The 18801-nt window shown below is 34.6% G+C and carries 35 protein-coding genes; 29 read left to right on the top strand and 6 right to left on the bottom strand.

Annotated elements, in window-relative coordinates:
* Positions 1-23: 23 nt before the first annotated feature.
* Positions 24-1307: a PDZ domain-containing protein gene (locus ABJQ32_16400; GenBank protein ID MEP5291237.1), complete on the bottom strand. Its 1284-nt coding sequence runs from the start codon at positions 1305-1307 to the stop codon at positions 24-26.
* A 96-nt stretch (positions 1308-1403) separates the two neighbouring features.
* Between ABJQ32_16400 and ABJQ32_16395 the strand changes: the two genes are divergently transcribed.
* The 17 genes from ABJQ32_16395 (at position 1404) to ABJQ32_16315 (ending at position 10632) form a co-directional block, all read left to right on the top strand.
* Entirely contained in the window at positions 1404-2069 is a 666-nt protein-coding gene (locus tag ABJQ32_16395; protein ID MEP5291236.1) for a redoxin domain-containing protein, read from the top strand.
* A 22-nt stretch (positions 2070-2091) separates the two neighbouring features.
* Positions 2092-2508: a hypothetical protein gene (locus tag ABJQ32_16390; GenBank protein ID MEP5291235.1), complete on the top strand. Its 417-nt coding sequence runs from the start codon at positions 2092-2094 to the stop codon at positions 2506-2508.
* Positions 2509-2569: 61 nt separating this feature from the next.
* Positions 2570-2992: an energy transducer TonB gene (locus tag ABJQ32_16385; protein MEP5291234.1), complete on the top strand. Its 423-nt coding sequence runs from the start codon at positions 2570-2572 to the stop codon at positions 2990-2992.
* 18 nt (positions 2993-3010) lie between these two features.
* Positions 3011-3550, top strand: a complete 540-nt coding sequence (locus ABJQ32_16380) for a hypothetical protein (GenBank protein ID MEP5291233.1) — start codon at positions 3011-3013, stop codon at positions 3548-3550.
* Positions 3547-3972, top strand: coding sequence for a hypothetical protein (locus tag ABJQ32_16375; GenBank protein MEP5291232.1), 426 nt, complete (start codon positions 3547-3549; stop codon positions 3970-3972). Before ABJQ32_16380 ends, ABJQ32_16375 begins: the two co-directional genes overlap by 4 nt.
* A 13-nt stretch (positions 3973-3985) precedes the next feature.
* Entirely contained in the window at positions 3986-4309 is a 324-nt protein-coding gene (locus ABJQ32_16370; protein ID MEP5291231.1) for a hypothetical protein, read from the top strand.
* 5 nt (positions 4310-4314) lie between these two features.
* Entirely contained in the window at positions 4315-4776 is a 462-nt protein-coding gene (locus tag ABJQ32_16365) for an MlaD family protein (GenBank protein MEP5291230.1), read from the top strand.
* Positions 4777-4804: 28 nt separating this feature from the next.
* Complete coding sequence (locus ABJQ32_16360; GenBank protein MEP5291229.1) at positions 4805-4957, top strand: hypothetical protein; 153 nt, start codon at positions 4805-4807, stop codon at positions 4955-4957.
* 35 nt (positions 4958-4992) lie between these two features.
* Positions 4993-5748: a hypothetical protein gene (locus tag ABJQ32_16355; protein MEP5291228.1), complete on the top strand. Its 756-nt coding sequence runs from the start codon at positions 4993-4995 to the stop codon at positions 5746-5748.
* A gap of 24 nt (positions 5749-5772) precedes the next feature.
* Complete coding sequence (locus ABJQ32_16350; protein MEP5291227.1) at positions 5773-6444, top strand: hypothetical protein; 672 nt, start codon at positions 5773-5775, stop codon at positions 6442-6444.
* A gap of 278 nt (positions 6445-6722) precedes the next feature.
* On the top strand, positions 6723-7316 hold the full coding sequence (locus ABJQ32_16345; protein ID MEP5291226.1) for a hypothetical protein: 594 nt from the start codon (positions 6723-6725) through the stop codon (positions 7314-7316).
* A 33-nt stretch (positions 7317-7349) separates the two neighbouring features.
* On the top strand, positions 7350-8105 hold the full coding sequence (locus ABJQ32_16340) for a CDC27 family protein (protein ID MEP5291225.1): 756 nt from the start codon (positions 7350-7352) through the stop codon (positions 8103-8105).
* A gap of 17 nt (positions 8106-8122) precedes the next feature.
* Positions 8123-8590: a hypothetical protein gene (locus ABJQ32_16335; GenBank protein MEP5291224.1), complete on the top strand. Its 468-nt coding sequence runs from the start codon at positions 8123-8125 to the stop codon at positions 8588-8590.
* A gap of 32 nt (positions 8591-8622) precedes the next feature.
* The gene (locus ABJQ32_16330) at positions 8623-9003 is read left to right on the top strand and encodes a hypothetical protein (GenBank protein MEP5291223.1); all 381 of its coding nucleotides are present in this window, start codon (positions 8623-8625) and stop codon (positions 9001-9003) included.
* 13 nt (positions 9004-9016) lie between these two features.
* A complete protein-coding gene (locus ABJQ32_16325) occupies positions 9017-9451 on the top strand; it encodes a hypothetical protein (protein ID MEP5291222.1) in 435 nt (144 codons plus the stop codon).
* Between the two features lie 3 nt (positions 9452-9454).
* Positions 9455-10390, top strand: coding sequence for a TIGR02391 family protein (locus ABJQ32_16320; GenBank protein ID MEP5291221.1), 936 nt, complete (start codon positions 9455-9457; stop codon positions 10388-10390).
* 23 nt (positions 10391-10413) lie between these two features.
* Positions 10414-10632, top strand: a complete 219-nt coding sequence (locus tag ABJQ32_16315) for a hypothetical protein (GenBank protein MEP5291220.1) — start codon at positions 10414-10416, stop codon at positions 10630-10632.
* Positions 10633-10688: 56 nt separating this feature from the next.
* Here ABJQ32_16315 and ABJQ32_16310 read toward each other — a convergent pair whose 3' ends face one another.
* Complete coding sequence (locus ABJQ32_16310) at positions 10689-11078, bottom strand: hypothetical protein (GenBank protein MEP5291219.1); 390 nt, start codon at positions 11076-11078, stop codon at positions 10689-10691.
* A gap of 24 nt (positions 11079-11102) precedes the next feature.
* On the opposite strand from ABJQ32_16310, the gene ABJQ32_16305 reads away from it, so the two are divergent.
* From ABJQ32_16305 to ABJQ32_16255, 11 genes are all read left to right on the top strand, one after another.
* Positions 11103-11348: a hypothetical protein gene (locus ABJQ32_16305; protein ID MEP5291218.1), complete on the top strand. Its 246-nt coding sequence runs from the start codon at positions 11103-11105 to the stop codon at positions 11346-11348.
* A gap of 13 nt (positions 11349-11361) precedes the next feature.
* Positions 11362-11988: an outer membrane beta-barrel protein gene (locus tag ABJQ32_16300; protein MEP5291217.1), complete on the top strand. Its 627-nt coding sequence runs from the start codon at positions 11362-11364 to the stop codon at positions 11986-11988.
* 45 nt (positions 11989-12033) lie between these two features.
* On the top strand, positions 12034-12261 hold the full coding sequence (locus ABJQ32_16295; protein ID MEP5291216.1) for a hypothetical protein: 228 nt from the start codon (positions 12034-12036) through the stop codon (positions 12259-12261).
* A gap of 53 nt (positions 12262-12314) precedes the next feature.
* Positions 12315-13094 (top strand): metallophosphoesterase, encoded by a 780-nt coding sequence (locus ABJQ32_16290; protein MEP5291215.1) that lies wholly within the window; start codon positions 12315-12317, stop codon positions 13092-13094.
* Between the two features lie 9 nt (positions 13095-13103).
* On the top strand, positions 13104-13373 hold the full coding sequence (locus ABJQ32_16285; protein ID MEP5291214.1) for a hypothetical protein: 270 nt from the start codon (positions 13104-13106) through the stop codon (positions 13371-13373).
* Positions 13374-13405: 32 nt separating this feature from the next.
* Positions 13406-13888 carry a hypothetical protein gene (locus tag ABJQ32_16280; protein MEP5291213.1) on the top strand — a complete coding sequence of 161 codons (483 nt, stop codon included), beginning with the start codon at positions 13406-13408 and terminating at the stop codon, positions 13886-13888.
* Positions 13889-13910: 22 nt separating this feature from the next.
* Positions 13911-14063 (top strand): hypothetical protein, encoded by a 153-nt coding sequence (locus ABJQ32_16275; protein ID MEP5291212.1) that lies wholly within the window; start codon positions 13911-13913, stop codon positions 14061-14063.
* A gap of 384 nt (positions 14064-14447) precedes the next feature.
* The gene (locus ABJQ32_16270; GenBank protein ID MEP5291211.1) at positions 14448-14633 is read left to right on the top strand and encodes a hypothetical protein; all 186 of its coding nucleotides are present in this window, start codon (positions 14448-14450) and stop codon (positions 14631-14633) included.
* A gap of 95 nt (positions 14634-14728) precedes the next feature.
* Positions 14729-15142, top strand: a complete 414-nt coding sequence (locus tag ABJQ32_16265; protein ID MEP5291210.1) for a hypothetical protein — start codon at positions 14729-14731, stop codon at positions 15140-15142.
* 13 nt (positions 15143-15155) lie between these two features.
* Entirely contained in the window at positions 15156-15428 is a 273-nt protein-coding gene (locus ABJQ32_16260) for a hypothetical protein (protein MEP5291209.1), read from the top strand.
* Positions 15429-15545: 117 nt separating this feature from the next.
* Positions 15546-16358, top strand: a complete 813-nt coding sequence (locus tag ABJQ32_16255; protein ID MEP5291208.1) for a DNA/RNA non-specific endonuclease — start codon at positions 15546-15548, stop codon at positions 16356-16358.
* Between the two features lie 131 nt (positions 16359-16489).
* Here the strand turns inward: ABJQ32_16255 and ABJQ32_16250 are convergent, their stop codons facing one another.
* Together ABJQ32_16250 and ABJQ32_16245 are read right to left on the bottom strand one after the other, a co-directional pair.
* Positions 16490-16720, bottom strand: a complete 231-nt coding sequence (locus ABJQ32_16250; GenBank protein MEP5291207.1) for a hypothetical protein — start codon at positions 16718-16720, stop codon at positions 16490-16492.
* Positions 16721-16767: 47 nt separating this feature from the next.
* Entirely contained in the window at positions 16768-16989 is a 222-nt protein-coding gene (locus tag ABJQ32_16245) for a helix-turn-helix transcriptional regulator (protein ID MEP5291206.1), read from the bottom strand.
* A 118-nt stretch (positions 16990-17107) separates the two neighbouring features.
* Here ABJQ32_16245 and ABJQ32_16240 point away from each other — a divergent pair, with 118 nt between their 5' ends.
* Positions 17108-17323: a hypothetical protein gene (locus tag ABJQ32_16240; protein MEP5291205.1), complete on the top strand. Its 216-nt coding sequence runs from the start codon at positions 17108-17110 to the stop codon at positions 17321-17323.
* Positions 17324-17345: 22 nt separating this feature from the next.
* On the opposite strand, the gene ABJQ32_16235 is transcribed toward ABJQ32_16240, so the two are convergent.
* Together ABJQ32_16235 and ABJQ32_16230 are read right to left on the bottom strand one after the other, a co-directional pair.
* Entirely contained in the window at positions 17346-18545 is a 1200-nt protein-coding gene (locus tag ABJQ32_16235) for a hypothetical protein (protein ID MEP5291204.1), read from the bottom strand.
* Complete coding sequence (locus ABJQ32_16230) at positions 18542-18787, bottom strand: hypothetical protein (GenBank protein ID MEP5291203.1); 246 nt, start codon at positions 18785-18787, stop codon at positions 18542-18544. The genes ABJQ32_16235 and ABJQ32_16230 overlap by 4 nt, the downstream gene beginning before the upstream one ends.
* Between the last annotated feature and the right edge of the window lie 14 nt (positions 18788-18801).

Raw genomic sequence — 18801 nt, 5'->3', positions numbered from 1 at the left:
CTGTCTCTTAAAACGAAAGGAACTTAGAATAAACTGACTATATCATTGATAATGGTGACGGCAAACAAAGTAACGATAATGAACCAACCTACCCTCCGAATTTTGATGAACGACTCATATTTAAATCTCCTTTCAAAAGCTATCTCGTAAATCAAGGGCATGCTTTTTAAAGCGGCTGATTTCGGGAATGGAAAAAGGTCCCATAGTGGGATGAGAGCGAGTAGAAGAGCTGAAATCCTAAAAAACTGTGCAGTATTCCTGTCTCCAAATAAATTAGCAATTCTTACAGGTCCATTTGCCTTCTTGTTAGTTGCTACTTCTGCACCAAGTAATTGAGCCAGGGCTTTGAGATTTATTCCTATAATCTTAAATGGACTAGAAACACCTTCAATAAAAGCTTCAGGGATGTTTTTTTGATACAAGCTATATTCTATTAATGAAACGGAATAGTAACCGATCATTCCATCTTCTGAAACTTTTAGAGTCGTTAAGAGGAATTCTTTATCTCTTTTAACTTGAACTTCAACAGTATCACCTGAATACAAGGCAAATACGTTCTTAATTTCCTGTTGAGAGCTAACATTGATGCTATCGATTTTTGTGATAATATCTCCTTCTTTCATTCCTGATTTAGCTGCAGGCATTCCATCAACAAGCCCCATTATTTCATATGGTGCATTGGGTGCGAAAATGAAGGATGCGTTTTCAGCAATCTTGTCAAGGTCCCAACTGGATTGAAGTATTAGAGTGTCCTTTTCTCTCAGGATTTCATAGTAGGATGAATCGTTTAGAAGAGTTAATGGTGACAATAGATCTTCAAACCGATCATAATCTTCTCCATTAACCTTGAGAATAAGATCACCTTTTTTAAATCCTGAGGATTCTGCAAATTCAGATGGAAATATTCCGAATTTGTTTAGCTCTTCTTTAGAAATATACTGGTCTAATTCCTGATAGGAAAGGATAGTGAAAATAAGGATGGAAGTCAGTAGAGAACCAATCGTCCCAGCGAAAATCACTAGCATCCTAAATACCTTTGATTTTTCAAAAAATTCCCATTCGAAGGTGATCCTACCTTTAGTTTCGTTCTTGTAACTGTAGAATTTAGCAAGCCAGGGAAGAGGGATAAATAATCCGAAATAGATAGTAAGTTTTTTTATTCTAATCTTAAAAGCCTCATGATGTCCATAACCCAGGAATATTTGTTCGTCATGTACTCCTAGGATTATTGCTATTAGAAATTTGAAAAAAAGGTAAACGAAGTTGATGAATAGAAATCCTAACAGAGAGTAGTAAACTTGTTCCATATAATCATTATCAGTTCACCTTAAAATAAAGAAATATGAAGCATAGTATTTTTACTAATAACTATTTTGCGTCTCAAAAAGCGAATATTAACGATAATGAAAAAGATATTAGTAACCACTTTATTCTTTGTATGTTTCTTCCAGGCTAATTCTCAAAGCATTAAAGAATACTATAAAGACAATTTGGATTGCGTCTTGGATCTGAGTCAGAAGTCAAATGATGCTTTTTTAGTATCTAAAGACTATGAGTTAGGAAGGAATCTATTCGACTCTTTGGTAAACAGTTGTATTAAAGGAAGATATCTTTCGAACTATGAATTCAGGACACTGAAGAAAAGAAACATTAATACTGATGAATTTGAAAAATCTATCTTAATCGTAACTTCAGCATCTTGGTGTGCTCCTTGCTATGGTGAAATACCAACTTTAAATAAGGTTGCCAGCAAGTATAGTGATAAGCTTCAAATCATTGTCTTATTTGCTGACACTAAGAATAAGATGAAAAAAATGGCTACTCGTTATGATGACAAAATAATTCTCATTCCTGCATTAAATCCTCCGTCCGACCAGAGGACTTTATCCATATCTGGATTTGAGCACCTGCTGGATTTTCCAACTACATATTTGATTGACACTGAGAAGAAGATTCTTGATATTTCTAGAGGAGCTGCTTTTCCAAACGACAAAATGGATTGGGATGAAGTAAATCGAATTAATGAGAAGAACTTAATGAAGTTTCTTACTCCAATTCTTAACCCCTAATGTCTCACAAAACGAATAAAGTATGAAATTTAAATATACGATCTGCCTTCCCGATAAGAGTGAAATTCAATACTTTGATGAGATCTTGAATGGAGACCAAGTTTTAGAGAATGCAAAAAGATACCCCTGGATCAGTCAGTTGGAGCTTACCGAAAAGCTTGGTGTGGAAAATGTACACTATAGTCCCTCATTAGAGTTTATCAATACTAATACAAATCACAGTTTCACTCTTACTGCTATATATAACGATAGAAAAGAGCTTAGTTTTTCACTGTGGTACAATAGGCCAAAGAAGGTTAAGGTTCTTTTCGGTATTCTTGGAGAGAAAGAGAAAATGGTGGTTGATGATATTTGGGATTATAGCTTAACTGATGCCATTAGATATCTGGAGTACTTTGTGAATGACGACATCAAAGAGATTGAAAAACTCTATAAGTAACATTTAGAAGTCTCACAAAACGAACAGAATCTATCGGCATAGTTATTGAGTATTTCATTTTGTGAAATATCTTTTGCTACTTTCTCTGGCCATCCTAAGTTGTACTGAAAATGACTTGCGTGTTTCTAAAGCAAGTTCTGAGGGTAATAGTGAGATTGTGAAAACAACATTGATAGGTTGTCGAGTTGAAATAATAGCCCAGTTTCCAGGAGGAAATGATAAGCTCAATCAATTCGTGGCTACAACTCTCAAGCGGAATTCAGAAAAATTTATTCAAGGAAGAGTTTTTGTGTCATTCGTAGTAGATCAACAAGGAGCAATAAAAGAACCCGTAATTCTAAGAGGAATTGATGCTTGTAAATCATGTAACGAAGCCGCATTACGGATGGTGGGGGAAATGCCAAATTGGATACCCGCAAACATTCAAGGCACCCCAATGAGACAAAAATTAGTAATGCCTATTAAGTTTGGTATTGATAAGTAAAGTATCCCTTATAGCAAAATGAAGCGTATCTATATCATCTTTGTTTTAATTATTCTTTCTCCGAGGGCATTTTCTTGCTCATGTGGGATGATTAGCGATTTACAAACAGAACAGAAAGAATCATATGATGAGCATAATTTAATTTTTATCGGATATGCTATCAGTGATATTAATGAAGGTGGCTACTACACCATGAAGATTATTGAAGTACTTAAAGGCGACTACAGGGATTCGACAATTGTTGGTCAATACCTAAATAGTTGTTCACAAGTTCCGAGAAAAAGAGATGGAACATGGTTGGTCTATACAAACATTAGTAAGAAGAATAAGACCATTGATATAGGTGATTGTGGAATTTCAAGAAGTTTCAATTTTCCATTTTTACTATCGGATAATCCGAAAGTTAGCGTACCACCACCAGTTAAGGACATAGATTATGAGACTAGTCCAGCTGACTGGTATCTTGAAATGGCGATCAAAGAAGCAGAATATAAGCAACGAGCATTGGTTGTTCTTAGAGAAGAAATCAATCAAATTAGACGCTTAGTAAAGGAATGAAACCACTTATTAAAACATTACTATTGCTGTTCTCAATATACGGATCAGCTCAATCATTAACTGATACGTTAAAAGTAGATATAGATGGAAAAGGATTAGAAGAGAGTATCTATTTTATTGATTATAATAATTGCAAACAACTAAGAATTATTGGGGGAGACTTGCTGGATGAAGTGATAATCGGATGTGAAAATCCAAATCAATTGATAGAGCATGAGGATTTTGGCTGGGTTGAGTATTGGAAGATTTTTACGGGTAGGAAAACCTATGAGATTTACTTTGAGGATAATGGCGATATAGCTGGTGATCGAGCAGTTACTCTTCAAAATGATGGAGTTTATGTTGGTAAGTTGGACCCTTCAGGCGGTGGAATAATCACCTTTCTGGATGGTAAATTAACATGGATTCACCAAGCTGATTAGTCTTACAAAACGAATGAAATCACCTGACTTTATAGCGACTCTCTACTACTTAACGGAAGATGAGGGTGGTAGAACAAGTCCTGTTAGTTTAGGATATAGGCCTGGTATTCAATTCCCTTTCGACTCCATGCAGACATCAGGTGAGCAAGAATTTATTGGTGTTTCCCGAGCATTCCCCGGAAATAAAGTAGAAGCTAGAATTCGAATCGCAAGTGTTGATTACTTTGCAGGTAAACTCGATAAGGGTTTAAGTTTTGAGTTCAAAGAGGGAGATAGAATTGTTGGAACAGGAGTGATTAACTCAATTATTAATGACGAACTCAAATCTGTCTCATAAAACGAATGAAGAAATATATTACCATCTTGTTGACAGTGTTATTGTGTTCTTGCTCGAATAGAAGGAGTTTCTTAATTGAAATTGATAATGCAGATGGACTTACAACTTCTTCCTCAGTATATACTAATGGTCTAGTTATTGGAAAAGTAGAGGGCTTTAGTATATCCTCAAGAAATTCAATTCTAGTATCAATTAGTTTAAATCAGCAGATTAAAGAAGTCCCATTGGATTCAGAGTTAAAAGTGATTAATGATGGTTTACTTGGAGGGAAAGCAATAGTTATTGTGCTTGGGACCTCAAGTCGATTTATCAATCAGAGTGATACAATCGATTTAAGAGATAATTTCGAACCGATGACAAGTGGAGATTCTGAATTTGAATTCCTTTTTATGGATAAAATAAATAAGATAGATTCAATTTTAATTGAATTGAGAAGACTTAACGATAATCTGGAAAAGAGAAATTGAGAATAAATAACCAAGCCTCACAAAACGAATGAAAGAGGAAGAGCCCGAGGATTTGATTGAAGTAAGGAAAAGAGCTTTGAAGCAGCAAGCTCGTTCGAATAGGGTTGCTGGAATTGCTATGATAATTTTGCTTATCACCATGCTTATTGTAATATTATTCTGGGCTAAATTGAAAACATAGACGTTTTCACAATGCGAACTAAAACAATTACAAGAATGAAATTCTTAATGTTTAGCATCTTAATGATCTTTTCTCAAATTATGTGGAGTCAGGAATTTAAGGTCTTCACACCTGAGGTTAAGGCGTTGGATTTTGGAGTCGAAGCTCAAGCCGAATGGGCAGTCAAGGATAAAGCCATGAAGGCCTTGAATAGTGGAGAAAAGTCTTGGGAAGAATTATCTCAAAAAGAGAAAACTGTATTTGAAAAATATGGTGAAGTTTACAAAGATATGTGGGACATTGTTGGTGAAGGTTGTAGTTGGTACTGTGGCGGTGGTCCTCGTGAAGTGACTGCTTCTAGCTACTTACAATCACAGGGTAGCAATATTTATATACCAAAGAATGCTCATGATTTAAGCTATAAAAATGCTTGGGTAGAAGGAGTGAAAGGGTATGGAATTGGAGAATTTTTAATTTATGAATTTGCTCCTGAAAGTCCGAGAGTCACGGACATTATCGTTGTAAATGGTTATGTGAAAAGTGAATCCTCATGGAGGGCTAATTCGAGAGTAAAAAAATTGAAGGTGTATTATAATGATACTCCAGTAGGTATTCTCTTGTTGGAAGATAGAATTGCTGAACAGAAATTCAAGATTGGCCAATTTGGCAAAGGTAATCGAGCAGATTTCGAAGAACTAAAAAAGGAAGAATCCTGGACACTTAAGTTTGAGATTCTCGAAGTGTATAAAGGGGACAAATACGATGATACTGTGATTTCAGAGATCTTTTTTGATGGAATTGATGTCCATTAAGTAGTCTCACAAAACGAATAATCCGTGAGTCCAGTAACAAAATATGGACATGCCATAGTGCCAAAGGGTACATTTTTAGTTCGACTTGGAAATGGGTTCGATTATAGAGATTGCATCTTCTTTTCGCTTAATACTATTGCTATTCATAGCCAGGGAAATAACCCAACACCCCAAGTTTGGAAGGTTGTTAGCGACATTGATTTAGTCTTTATGGTGAGTTATATTGATCGAAGGGCAAGGGCGATATCTTCAATTGTTGAGATTTACCAAAATAGTTACCCACTTGAAACTGAAATTGATGATTTAGATATTAAGCAAAGGGATTTTAGAAAAAGAGAAAAACTTGTTCAGACACTGCAAGAAAATCAAATCATTGGTTGGTTGTCTTCATTTGAGAATAACCAGCATTTAGAGATATGCTTATTCCCGGATCATAACGATCTGAAGAGTATGGTTAAACCGATGGAATCAAGATCTGTGTCTGAATTCGACAACTACAATGCCTTAAATTATATTGAGGTATTCCCTAGCAAGCAATTCTTTCTAAAATCTAAAGAAATATGTGGTGACAACACTTTTGATAGCTACTCAACCTGGTATGATGGATTGATACGTGAGCAAATCGAATTGTATGGATTGGATAAAGAAACTGCCTATAAGAAAGAACTAAATCTGAGAATGAAACTCAAAATTTAAGCTCACAAAACGAAATTGAATATGATCAGTAAGGAAAGATGTAGTGATTGTAATGAGTACGAGAGCCAAGGGCATAACTACTGCAGAATGTGTGGCTTTGAATTTAAGCCTGGGTTTGTAAAAAATGTAAGGTTAGCGCGAGCTTATTATGTCCATGAAAAGTATTGTGGCTACTGTGGTAAGTTAAGAATCAATTGTAAATGTTAAGATTTGGTTTGTCAATTTTGTCTCACAAAACGAAACGAACCATACTGTACATTGGATAATATTTCGAGCTTATGATAAACCAGAAATCTGCTAAAAGATTTGCATTTTTAGGAGTCTTCATCCTATTAATTGGTATTTCTAATATCTTCTTACCACGAAATGAAGTTGAGTATACCCAGTCCTGGTACGCGAGCCTAACTGATTCACTTAAATCTTGTGACGTATTTATCTCTGGTCACAGGTATCCTGAGGGGAAAGTAATAATCCATGAATCGTTTGATTTGGAGTTCGAAATTGGGAATACAGGTGATAGTTGCTTAGCTCAAATTCAAGTTCAAGCAGCCGCATTTGAAGTAAGTGGTCCTAGTGGTCAATTTTGGTTGCATGGAATCACTAATATGTCATGGAATGTCTTGCCAAAATATCTCGGGGATCAAAGCATTAATGTTAAGATCGGGGATAGAAATCATAGAATTTCCTTAAAAGTTATAAAACCTACTTACGATAATCTAAGGGATTTAATTTCTGTTTTGGGATGGATACTAGGTCCACTTTTAACGGTTCCATTTTGGATAACTAAATTTCAGGAGCGAAAGAAGAATAGGGGTTCTAACGAAAAATCCGTTCTCTATGATTCATCAGGAAATCCAATTGAAAATAAATAGAATTGTGTCTCACAAAACGAATAATTTTAGTAAATGCGTAACTTAATTTCAAGCTTCTTCTTTTTAGCTTTTCTTTCATTGATTGCTCAGCATAACCCTAAGGATAACTTCATAAATGAGTATAAACAATTCTGTCAAGCTAACTCGTATAATGCTTTTTTAGCTTCAAAAAAGGGAATAGAAATATTAATGGCCCGAGTTGGAGATTATCATAGTAAGGCTTTGAAGAATTTCAATAAAGCAATAGAGTTAGATAGTAGTTTCTGTGATGCTTATTATCTAGCTGGGTCCATGCATCGCATTCTCGGAAATCCAGTTAAAGCAATCGAACTAGCTGAGAAATCAATTAGGTTAAATGAAAACTATTCAGCGTACGTGACTCTTGGAAACGCAATGCTTTTACAAAAGGAGTACAATCAGGCAATTCAGAGGTTTGACAAGGCCATTATGATTAACTCAACTTTGATTGATGGATATTATGGAAAAGCACAGGCTTATTTTGGAATTAAAAGATATCAAGAAGTAATTGCAGCTATCGAAAAAGGTAAAAATGAAACAGAGAATATCATTGGATACAATAAAGCTAAAGTTGATTTGCTTCTTGGAAAAACATATTTTGCTTCTAATGATTCCAGAGCTTTTGAATTGCTAGTCAGTGTAAGGAATAAGCTAAAGAATGACGGTGAAGGAAGTTATTTCTTAGGTCAACTATATCTTGAAAGGGGTGATAAGAAAAAGTCATCCAAGTTTATTGAACAAGCCAAATCACTCGGTTATAACCCAGACTAATCTGTCTCACAAAACGAATGAATAGGAACCTTTTCATAACATTAGTTGTGCTGATTGCAATATTAGCTTTGGGGTACCCGAGAGTTGTAAGATTTTTTAAGAGCGACAATTGTCTTGATCAGGGAGGGAGCTGGAATTATTCCTCAAACAATTGCAGGTTTTCGATGGGCGATGAGAATCTTATTGATGGCCTGTCTGAAGTTAGCTGGAATACGATAAGTGAAAACCCCGAGGATTTTAATGGAGATACGATTTTGATTTCGGGAAAATACACCTACATATTTGAAAATGTTCGTTTAAGTTTTGGCTCAAATCAAATTTGGGTTGAAGGCTTTGATTATGATACTATAATAGTAGCCAATTTTGAGGAGCGTATAAATGGAAGAGAAGTTCAGATTTTCGGAATCTTTAATTCAAAAGACAAAGGTCATTTAGGACAGTTTTTAGGTACGATTGAAAAATCACTTTACGTAACCACCAAATAGCTAAGTTGTCTCATAAAACGAATAATTAAGCATTGAGCATTTTATCACTCGTTGGACTCTTTCTTGTAGCACTAGGTGTTACAACTTTCCTCAGGGTTAAGGCAATCAGGAGGAATGGTGTCAGATCTAAAGCAATAGTAACTGGTTACGAAAGTAAATTCCGTAGAGTGGGAGGTACCTGGACTACACTGGAATATCCAATAGTTGAGTATACAGATTCATCTGGAACGATGCAAAGTGGTTGGGTGAAATTTGCTAGTACTTCTGGTCGATACTTTCAAATACATGATGAAATTGATATTATTAAGCACGGGAAGTACATCTATTATGCTAATTCAGTATCAAATAAATTCAGTCTGCTCGCAGTAGCAGGGATAGCACTTTTTCTAGTAGATCTCTTCCTAGTTAATTAGTCTCATAAAACTAATGAAAAGAAACAAAAATATTCTTGTTGTATTTCTTACGTTAATCGGGTTGCTCAATTTTAGTTCGATTATTTCTGGAGAACAACTGCCTGATGAAGGAGTCGGTTTAGGTTATACATTAATTATTTCACCCTTCATAACCTTATTTGTAGCAGGTATGTTTTATGCTCTTCTTTGGTTCTTTGGAAAGCTAAATAGTAATAAATCTGTGCTTGTAAGACCTAAATTGGGCAGGAACATATTTGATCTTAATCAACCTTTGGAGCTCTTATTTGTACTTTCAATTGTCGGTTTAGTCACCGGGCTAAGTATCATCTTAAGTCATCTAATTCTAAATGGATCATTATCTTCAATTGGAATGATGTCTATTTCCTATAGTCTAGGACTTCTATTGACAATCTGGTTTGTATTAAAAAAAGGCTCACAAAAAGAATGATGTATGTTTGGTCCAGGACTCCTTCACTATACTGAAAACAATTTGCCAGGTATGATGGCAATTCATGCTGATTGGCCAATCTATCCACCTGGAATGGGCTGGAAATTGGCTTTAACCACTATGGCTAACTTTCCGAACGGTACCTCTTTTTATCAAATAGATGACATAGATAAGTGTATTCTTTTCGTTGATAGCGATCCTGGCAACCTAACAGACGTTTATGACTATAAAAATTACCATTTAGCAATGTGGCACGAGGATTTGATCGAACTTCAAGAAATGAGCCTAATTGAGGGTGTTAGGGCGATTAGCGATTTTGAATTTAGTATGATTAAGTTCAAAGAAATTGAGAAAGTTTTTGGACCGCATAATAAATATGATAGAGATGGAAATCTACTTCTCCCACTTAAGAATACTGAAGGGGAATTAGCAGAATCTACATATAGCCGCCCAATTAAGCACGAGGATGATGAACATCATAAGACTTTCGCAAAAGTTGAGTCGACAGTAAGTATTACTCCAGAAGGATTTAGGAAGGTTTACGAGATAGTACAAGAACTTAAGTTCCATGAAGAAATTGAATCATTAGTTATGCCTTTTATTGAAATTAAAAAGTATGATGCTGCTGTACGAGAAGCCTCTTTGTTTTTAGAATCATCGATCAGAAAACTCCATCAGACTCACTTATATGGTCAGAGATTAATTGAGTTTCATATCAGGGATGTAATTGTCAAAAACAGAGAGAACTTCAGTTCTGCAATTAAAAACTATCGTGGTGAATTAAGAACAGTCTTTAAATTTATCCGCAATGATTTCGCGCACAATTTTAAGATTCTAACTGAAGATCAATGTAAGTCTATAGTTGTTAGAATTAGTAACGTTTACAGTGAATTTAAAGAAGTTGTACACGTTTATTTTGATGAGAAAATAGAGGATTAACTGTCTCACAAAACGAATTCATTATGATTGTTACTAAGAAATTTATAGAAGAAGGAAGAAGTAAAAATGGAGGTTGGTCTAAAAAGCAATTAGAGCTTCTAGGGATTTCTTGGCCTCCCGAAAAAGGCTGGCAAGATCGTTTAAATGGAAAAGAAATTTCCGATGAGAATGCTGAGCAATTTATTAAAGAAGCAAGCAAACACTTGAAGTCTGAAGATCTCCAAAGAGGATTTGATTTTTAAATTTTAAGCGTTAGTCACACAAAACGAATGAAGCAATTGGATAAAGTCTTTGAGATCTATTCCAGATTAATTGCAAAATCACTGTATTTCACCACAAATTCCTTTGCTTCGTTTAAATCCCTTGGATAGTTCGCATTTTGATATGCGCCGTCTTCAATATGATCATAGACTCTCTGGAAATAGAATCCATTATCTCTGAGAAATTCAATTTTCCTCCATTGAGTGTCATCCGTTCTCTTTGGAATTCTAAACTTGTGGTCATATCTAATAGTAGTTTCACCACACTCAGGACACTCTTTGAAATTTGTTTTGAAATCCCAATTTCTTTCAAATTGCTTTCTGCAGGAGAAGCAAACAAACGGAGCGGTTCTACTTGATTCTTTCATTTCTAGCATCCTTTCAATTGCAAAGTTGTCACCTTCCTTGAATTTAATATATAAATTCAAAGATCTTTTTAGTTTACAAAACGAATGACAAAGAGGAAGAAGTATTTCAAGTTCTACTTATTCGCTATAGTTGCCTGGATACTTTTAGGCTTAATCTTTTTGGGACTGAGCTGGTATTCTGAATCTTCAGGCACAGAAACTTCAAGAAGTATCTCAGGTATCATTTTCGTCTTTGGAATTTGTGGATTACCAATTATCATTTTCTTTTCCTTGTTCGTTCAACTAGCTGAATATATAATTGATCGCATACCTTCGAAGAACAATAATTAGTCTCACAAAACGAATGAAAAAGAAATTGATATTAGTAATAATTGGGCTAGGATTAATTAATGAATCTTATTCTCAAGATAAATTCCAACTCGGCGTAAAGGTGGGTGCCGTAACTTCTAATCCCGATAAAAACATACCAGATTTGTCTCCCAATAGCACAATCGAATATGGTTGGGGCTGGCAAGCAGGGTTGTATGGTTCATATAGAATGTCCAATAAAATTAATTCAAGAATTGAAATCATATATGCTATCAATGAACATGATGATGTGCATAATTTTGTCATCTCTAACGGGTCAAGAAATAGAGAAGTGCATACTCTTGATTTCGTTAATATTCCTTTGATATTTGAGTTAATTGTTTTTAAAGGAATCAAACTTCAAGCGGGCTCACAAGTAGGCTTCTTAATGTCGTATGAGTCTAAGGAAGTAAATTTTTCTCCTCCGACTATTAGAAATTTCACAAATGCACATTCAAATCTAGATATTGGACTGTTGGTTGGGTTGGGTTGGATATCACCTATTGGAATAGAACTGGATTTGAGGTACGTTCATGGAGTTTCTGACATAAGAGATTATAATCCAGAATTCTTCAATAGAACTATTCAGTTTTCTTTGGCGTATCCAATTTTGAAATTCTAAAATATATTAATTAGAAAGTAACACAAGTCTCACAAAACGAATGAAATGAGCAGATCGAGGAAGAAAACCAAGATTCAAGGGATTGCAAGTATTGATTCTGAGAAAGAAGATAAAATGGATGCTAACAGAAAGTTCCGGAGAAAGACTAAGCAACAAGTAAAGAAAGGTGATGAACAGTTATCGGAGCTTAGAGAAATTTCAAATGTTTGGTCATTTGGAAAGGACGGCAAAACTTATAGAGGTGATTTGTCAAACAAGGAAATGAGAAAGTAGTCTCAAAAACGAAGATATAAAAGGGCTTAAATTTGATATAAACATCTCAAATAATGACGATTCAATATGCATCTGACCTACATCTTGAAATGGATGCGAATACCCAATATTTACTAGAAAATCCAATTAAAAAGGTAGCAGACATACTGATCTTAGCGGGAGACATTACCTATTTGGAGGAATCGTATCTAGCAAATAAAGTTCTGGACCAACTATCTGATACATTTGATGAAGTCTTAATGATTCCAGGTAATCATGAATTCTATAGGTTTGTTTTTCCTATTGAAAATATTTTTCCTGATTTTGAATTCAAGATTCGTAATAACATCACTTATTATAATAATAAGGTTATAGTTCGTGATAATGTTCGGATGTTGATGAGCACTCTTTTCTCAAAAGTTTCAGAGAAAAAGCAATGGTCTATAGAAAGGATGATATCTGACTTTCATGTGAGTAAATACTATGAAAACACAGCTGAAAAACTCTCTGTAAATCTGTTCAATACGTGTCATGATCAGTGTAAGAAATTTCTTCAAGAAGAATTGTTAAATGAATTTGATGGAAAGACGGTTATCGTTACTCATCACGTTCCATACAACAATTACTACATCAAAGACTACCCAAGATTTAACCATGACCTATCAGAAGCTTTTCATGTAAATATGGTTCCGTTGATGGATTCTTATAAAATAGATCATTGGATATCCGGCCACACTCATGTCAATCATGAATCGTTAAAAATAGAAAGCACTATGGTTCATACAAATCAGCTAGGATATGTTGAGACCGATGAGCATCTATCATTTGATGAATCTGCAACTATTGAACTATAATTGAACGAAATGAATGCAAAGCGAATTCCAATTTTCACTCTTCTTATAGCTGCCCTGATTGGTGTGATGGTAGCAATGATCGGTTATTGGATAATTGGGTTTTCTTTGGCGCTGCTAATCAATGTATGGAGTTATAGTAAATCTGAATATCTTTTCTCGGAATACTCGAAACTCAAACGAGCTATTGTAGGAGCAGCTCTTGGAGTTTTAGTTTTTGGTTTGGCTTGGAGTACTACCTCCAATATTGTAAATAGTCAGGTGAGTACTTCGGCTTATTAATTGTGTCTCACAAAACGAACAAATAGAATAGAATGGACGAACTCATTTCAAATGTTGAGAATAATTGGATAGCAATTCTTGCTCTATTTGTTTCTGCCTTAAGTTTCTACTGGACCAAGCGAAAAAATGATCTGGAGCAAAAAAGTGCCTTAAAAATTCGATTGAGAAGCTTGTCAATAGATCTCTTCCGTATTAAGGGAGATTTTGAGAATTTATTACATGACTTAACTATTAAAATTCCAAAGGACACTATCAAAGAACACGACCAATCCTTAAAAATGGTAAAGGGCTTTGTGAAAATTACAAATGAAATGGCCGGACTAGTTCACGACATGCTATTAGAAGGTTTTTCAAGAAAAAATAGCCCCAAAAGAATTACTGAATTCCTCGAAGAGAAAGAAATCTACATTGCCAGTATGCAAAATGATTTCAATAAAATTCGTAGAGACTCTTATTGGATGGTTGGTGAACTAAGTAAAATTGATTTGCAAACTGGTAAATCGACTAAAACTTAACGTATCTGATCTCACAAAACGAATGAAAGAGGAAGAGTCCGAGGATTTAATTGAAGTAAGGAAAAGAGCTTTGAAGCAGCAAGCTCGTTCGAATAGGATTGCTGGAATTGCTATGACAATTTTGCTTATAACAATGCTTATTGTAATACTATTCTGGGGTAAATTGAAAACATAGAGTTTCTCACAAAACGAATGATGGAATGAACAAGCGGTTGGGAATAGCCTCAATTTTGATTGGATTGATAGTCCTTGGCTTCATCATACATTTTAACCTCAGGTTCTATGAACTTCAAAGTCAATTTGAAAATGTATCCTATTTTGTATACGGCCGCACTAATAAAAGAGTCCTCTTTGTGACGGTTTTAGTAGGATTAGTACTTGGAGGATTATCGATAAAGAAACACAGAAATAATTTTGGAATCATAGGATTGGTTATTTGTATAGTAGATTTTCTTAAACTCTTGAGTCAATCAAATTAAGTGTCTCACAAAAAGAACATTCAATTTCCGATAGTGCATATATGAATTATTTGGCTACTTTTATTTTTTTGTTCTCATTAATGAAAGTAGACGCACCAATACACGAGTATGATGGCATTGAATATATCATCGTAGATCAAGTCAAGGATTCCAAGGACTTTATGAAGTGGTTGGATGGCCAAACAGTTCCAGATATTCCGGACATAGAAGCTGCCTATGTTTGGGATTATCAACGCTACATGGAGTACAGAGCTCTAAGATCTTAGTTTTCAGCCTTTCGAAACCACTCGCAAAGCTCATTAAGGGAGAGGACGGGTGTAGCAATATGTTTTGAAAATAACTGTCTCACAAAACGAATGAAATGAAATCCGTCCTATTAATTACATTGATCTTTACTTTTAATACTTGGTGTTATAGTCAAGAAGTAAATGATTTAACTTTCGAGTGTTTAGACGATCCTAGAGCTGGAGGAAAAGTTTTCCAACCTGAAATCTTTAGTGATTCCCTTCAGATGTCTATAAAAACCCATGGTCCATGTAAAGCTCAATTGGATGTCAAGGTTATTAAATTAAGTGGTGGTAGTGTGATTGGATTCGAAGTAACCGATAATGCCACTGTTTATAAAGGAGGGAAACTTAAATGTGGCTGCCATTATCGCTTACAGTTCACGGTATTGAATTATAACCACCCTAGTAATTTCAAGGGATGGACAATAAGTAATAAAACCGTACCAAGAAAAATTTGGGAGGAATGGTATTGGAATAGTCTTGATTAGTCTCATAAAACGAATGAAAAAGCTAATTCTGACAACGGGAATTATTCTAATCATCTCCAATGTGGTTTTTTTCATACCTATGACATTTAGTGTGATAAGTTCAGGAGGTGGTGGATTTGGATATGGATTACTATTCTTACCCATAACCATTGTAGCTCATTTATATATCATTCCAGGAGTAATGTCGCTTTTTAAGAAGCATCAGACTAGTATTGGTTTATTATTAATCAATATAACAGGATTAATAGGCTCTGTTTTTTGGATATGGTTATTTCGCTCAAATTAGTCTTGTATAAGAATCTATTTTGAACAATTAGAATATAATAAGATCTTTTCAAGAACGGCGTAGCCTATTTACCATTCAACCGAACTCTTACTATCTTTAAAAAAACCCAAAAGTGTCATGAAAAAATCAATAGGTTTATTCCTGTATGTCTCTTTAATAGCACAAGTCTATGGTCAAGAGCATCTGGCTTCATTGTTTACCTATGGAGGTCTCCCACAAGGCCGGGAAGTAAAAATATTGTATAACAAAGGCTTTATAGTTGGATATTCCAATGACGCAAAAAATCCAATGTGGGTATGCTATCGTTTGGGTAATGTCAAAAAATCTTATTTTAAGGCAGATACCACATTCATCAAATGGGAACGACCCAGAGCATTTCAGATCGATTCTAGGACATCCGCTAAAATCAAACATGAAGATTACAGTGGGTCTGGCTATGACCGAGGGCACATGGCTCCAGATGCTGCTATTCAAGCACAGTATGGCCAAGCAGCATTGTTAGAAACCTATCTAATGTCAAATATTATTCCTCAACATCGTGACTTAAATAGGGGAATATGGCAGCGTCTAGAAAGCTATGCTCGAAAAACACTTTCACAAGATGATACCGAAGAAAAAGAAGTAAACGATTTATTTGTGATAACAGGTCCTGTATTTAAGGACGAAATGGGAACAATAGGAAATGAAATCCCAATACCGTCTCATAGCTATAAGATATTTGCTTATCAACGAGGCTATCGAGCAACTATTAAAACGATTGCTTTTGTTTTTCCTCAGCATCCTGAATCAAGTGATTTCATGGATTATGTGAAAAGTGTTGACGAAGTTGAAGTATTGACAGGCATAGATTTTTTTCCAGAACTTTCTGAGGCTAAACAAAGAAATCTAGAAAGCAAAAAGCGAGATTTTAAGCTGAATGAGATCAATTAGTTCCTTTTCCCAAGTGCAAGATATTGAGGTTATACTATTAAGAAAGTGGTTAAATAGCGTTGCAGTTCCTATTTTAAATTCATCTATTGTACTGTTTATAATTTCAAGCTTTCTTCTATAAAGTAATATTTTTAGTCATCATTTTTCTTAGAATTTTTTAGCTCTTCTTCTTTTAATTGTCGATCGGTAAACTGTATGAAGTAAGGATCAAAATATTTTAACCGACCATCAGTCAGTTCTACCAAAGCTTGTGTTACACTATGATAGTTAGAGGAACTATAAACGAATCTATGAAAAAAGCCTCTCTGCTCTTTGCCTTTAAACCTTATTATAACTGGTCTTAGATGATTTTTACTAGACATTTTGCATCTAAAATTGAGGAATATAGAAAAACTATATTATACCAGTTTTAGATGAAAGGCTCTAAGAGAATAGTTAAGTTGGTACCTAAGGACTTTGAGAGTTCAATTAATGTTTCTAGAGTCGGAAGTTTCTTCCCCGTTTCAAGATGAGATATATAGGTAGGATGGTATCCAGAATTCAAAGCAAGCCTTTCTTGAGAAAGACCTTTTTCAAGCCTTAGTTTCCTTAGCTGGCTTCCAAATTCTTTCCCTATTGATTGACCTTCCATCGATAGGACAAGCTATTACTAGCGTAATCCTATGTCCATAGACTATAGTCTAAGTGTAAAATAAATAGCTTAATTTTTGCCCTTCAGTAAAGTGACGATTAACCAAAGAATTTTAAGGATGAACGTAGAAAGATTTATAAAAGAAATTGATGGTCAAATAAAGGGGAGAAACAGAACAGTTAATATTAAGGATAGCTTGCATACCTACTACAAGCATGTTGCTATGCACTATGATGTAAGTATGGCGACATTAATAACGAATGTACTACTAGATTGGAAAGATGAATATGAAGAACTAATTAAAGAGGATATGATGAAAAAGTTACAGAAATAGAGCTTTCTATATTCCATTTTGATCATTGCTTAGTCAAATTAAGGCGCATATATTTTTTGTGATTGCTGACTTGAGTCGAGATCTCACGATCAAATATCATCTTCCTTTTCTTTAGAGAAACTATTTTTCCAGGTGTAGAATAATTTTTTTTAAATAAAATATAATCTCCAGAAAGACCAAGTGACCAAATACCGGATTCTTTTCGTTTACTAAGTATAGCTTGGTTTTTCACATCGTCACAATACTGGATTATTTCGTATTCCATATTGTTTTTAAATTCTAGCGAAAAGTGAATGGGATTATCTTCAAATAGATCCCTATACCTAGACTTATGATTTTTCGGTTTTATATCTGCGGACCATACTCCAATTAGTCTTTTTTCAATTTTTGCAATGACTTTCTTACTTAATTTATATTGTGATGGTTCAATTGAAATCTCTTCAATGTAGGGGCCATTAATTGAATCGTATAAATAAATAGCTCCCCTATATCCCTTTCCGTCTGTATCTGTAAAATGTATAGGTCCTTTCGGACGTAACTCATTTTGTGAATAGCTATTCAAATGTCCTGAGTAAATAGAAAGAAACATATGTCCACCTAATTCACCCACTTTCCACTCTCCTTCAGTAGAGTAAGAGATCGAATCATTAGATATTTGAATGGTCATTTTAGAATCATCGTGAAGCAAAAGCTTGTATTCTCTATTGTCATGTTTTATGATCCAAGCAGTGCTGTCAGCTAGTCTAGATATGTGAACTTTTGGATATATTGTAGACGTCAAAACCTTCTTATGGAATGTTCTATAATCAATATAATCCGAGCTTGACCAAGTGACCATAGAATCATCTTTGATTATCCCAGTATATCTGTCCCTGTGATAAATAAATGATATGCTATCTTGATTTTTTGTAAACTCAACACTAAAAGGAAATTCTGAATTATGCCTGGTTCCAAACCAAGGATAAAGGCGATTATTATTTAAATACCAGATTCCGGAACTTCTATAGTATAACGTGTCTCCAAAATTAGGAATTCCAGGATTATCAGCATTTTCATAATAATCCAACGTATCCTTATTAACCAATGCAGTTTTCCAAGAATGAGTTGCAGTCCAAACACCTTGAGTAAAAGCACTTATTGAGTAGGTCAATGATAGTAAAACAATAACACCTAATCTTAAATTGAATATTTTGGAATTAATATTAAAGTAAAGAAGATTCATTTTATCTTTTGAAATATTATATCCTTCTCCTCAAGAGCCACTCTATACCCTATGCTATTCATAGATTCTTTAATATGCTTAAACGCCATAAGTTTTAACTCTTCTATATGATCTTCCCAAGAGCTTGTACATGAGTTTATCAGGTTATGCCATTCTAAGTCCGATAATGAAACATTATATCTAAGTTCAAAATCCTCTTTTGATATTGAAAGACCTTTGAGCCTTAAAAATTTCTTGTCCATGCACAAACTTATTC

It is taken from the genome of Marinobacter alexandrii (assembly GCA_039984955.1).
GTDB lineage: Bacteria > Bacteroidota > Bacteroidia > Cytophagales > Cyclobacteriaceae > Ekhidna.
This window is presented reverse-complemented; position numbering and strand designations above follow the sequence as displayed.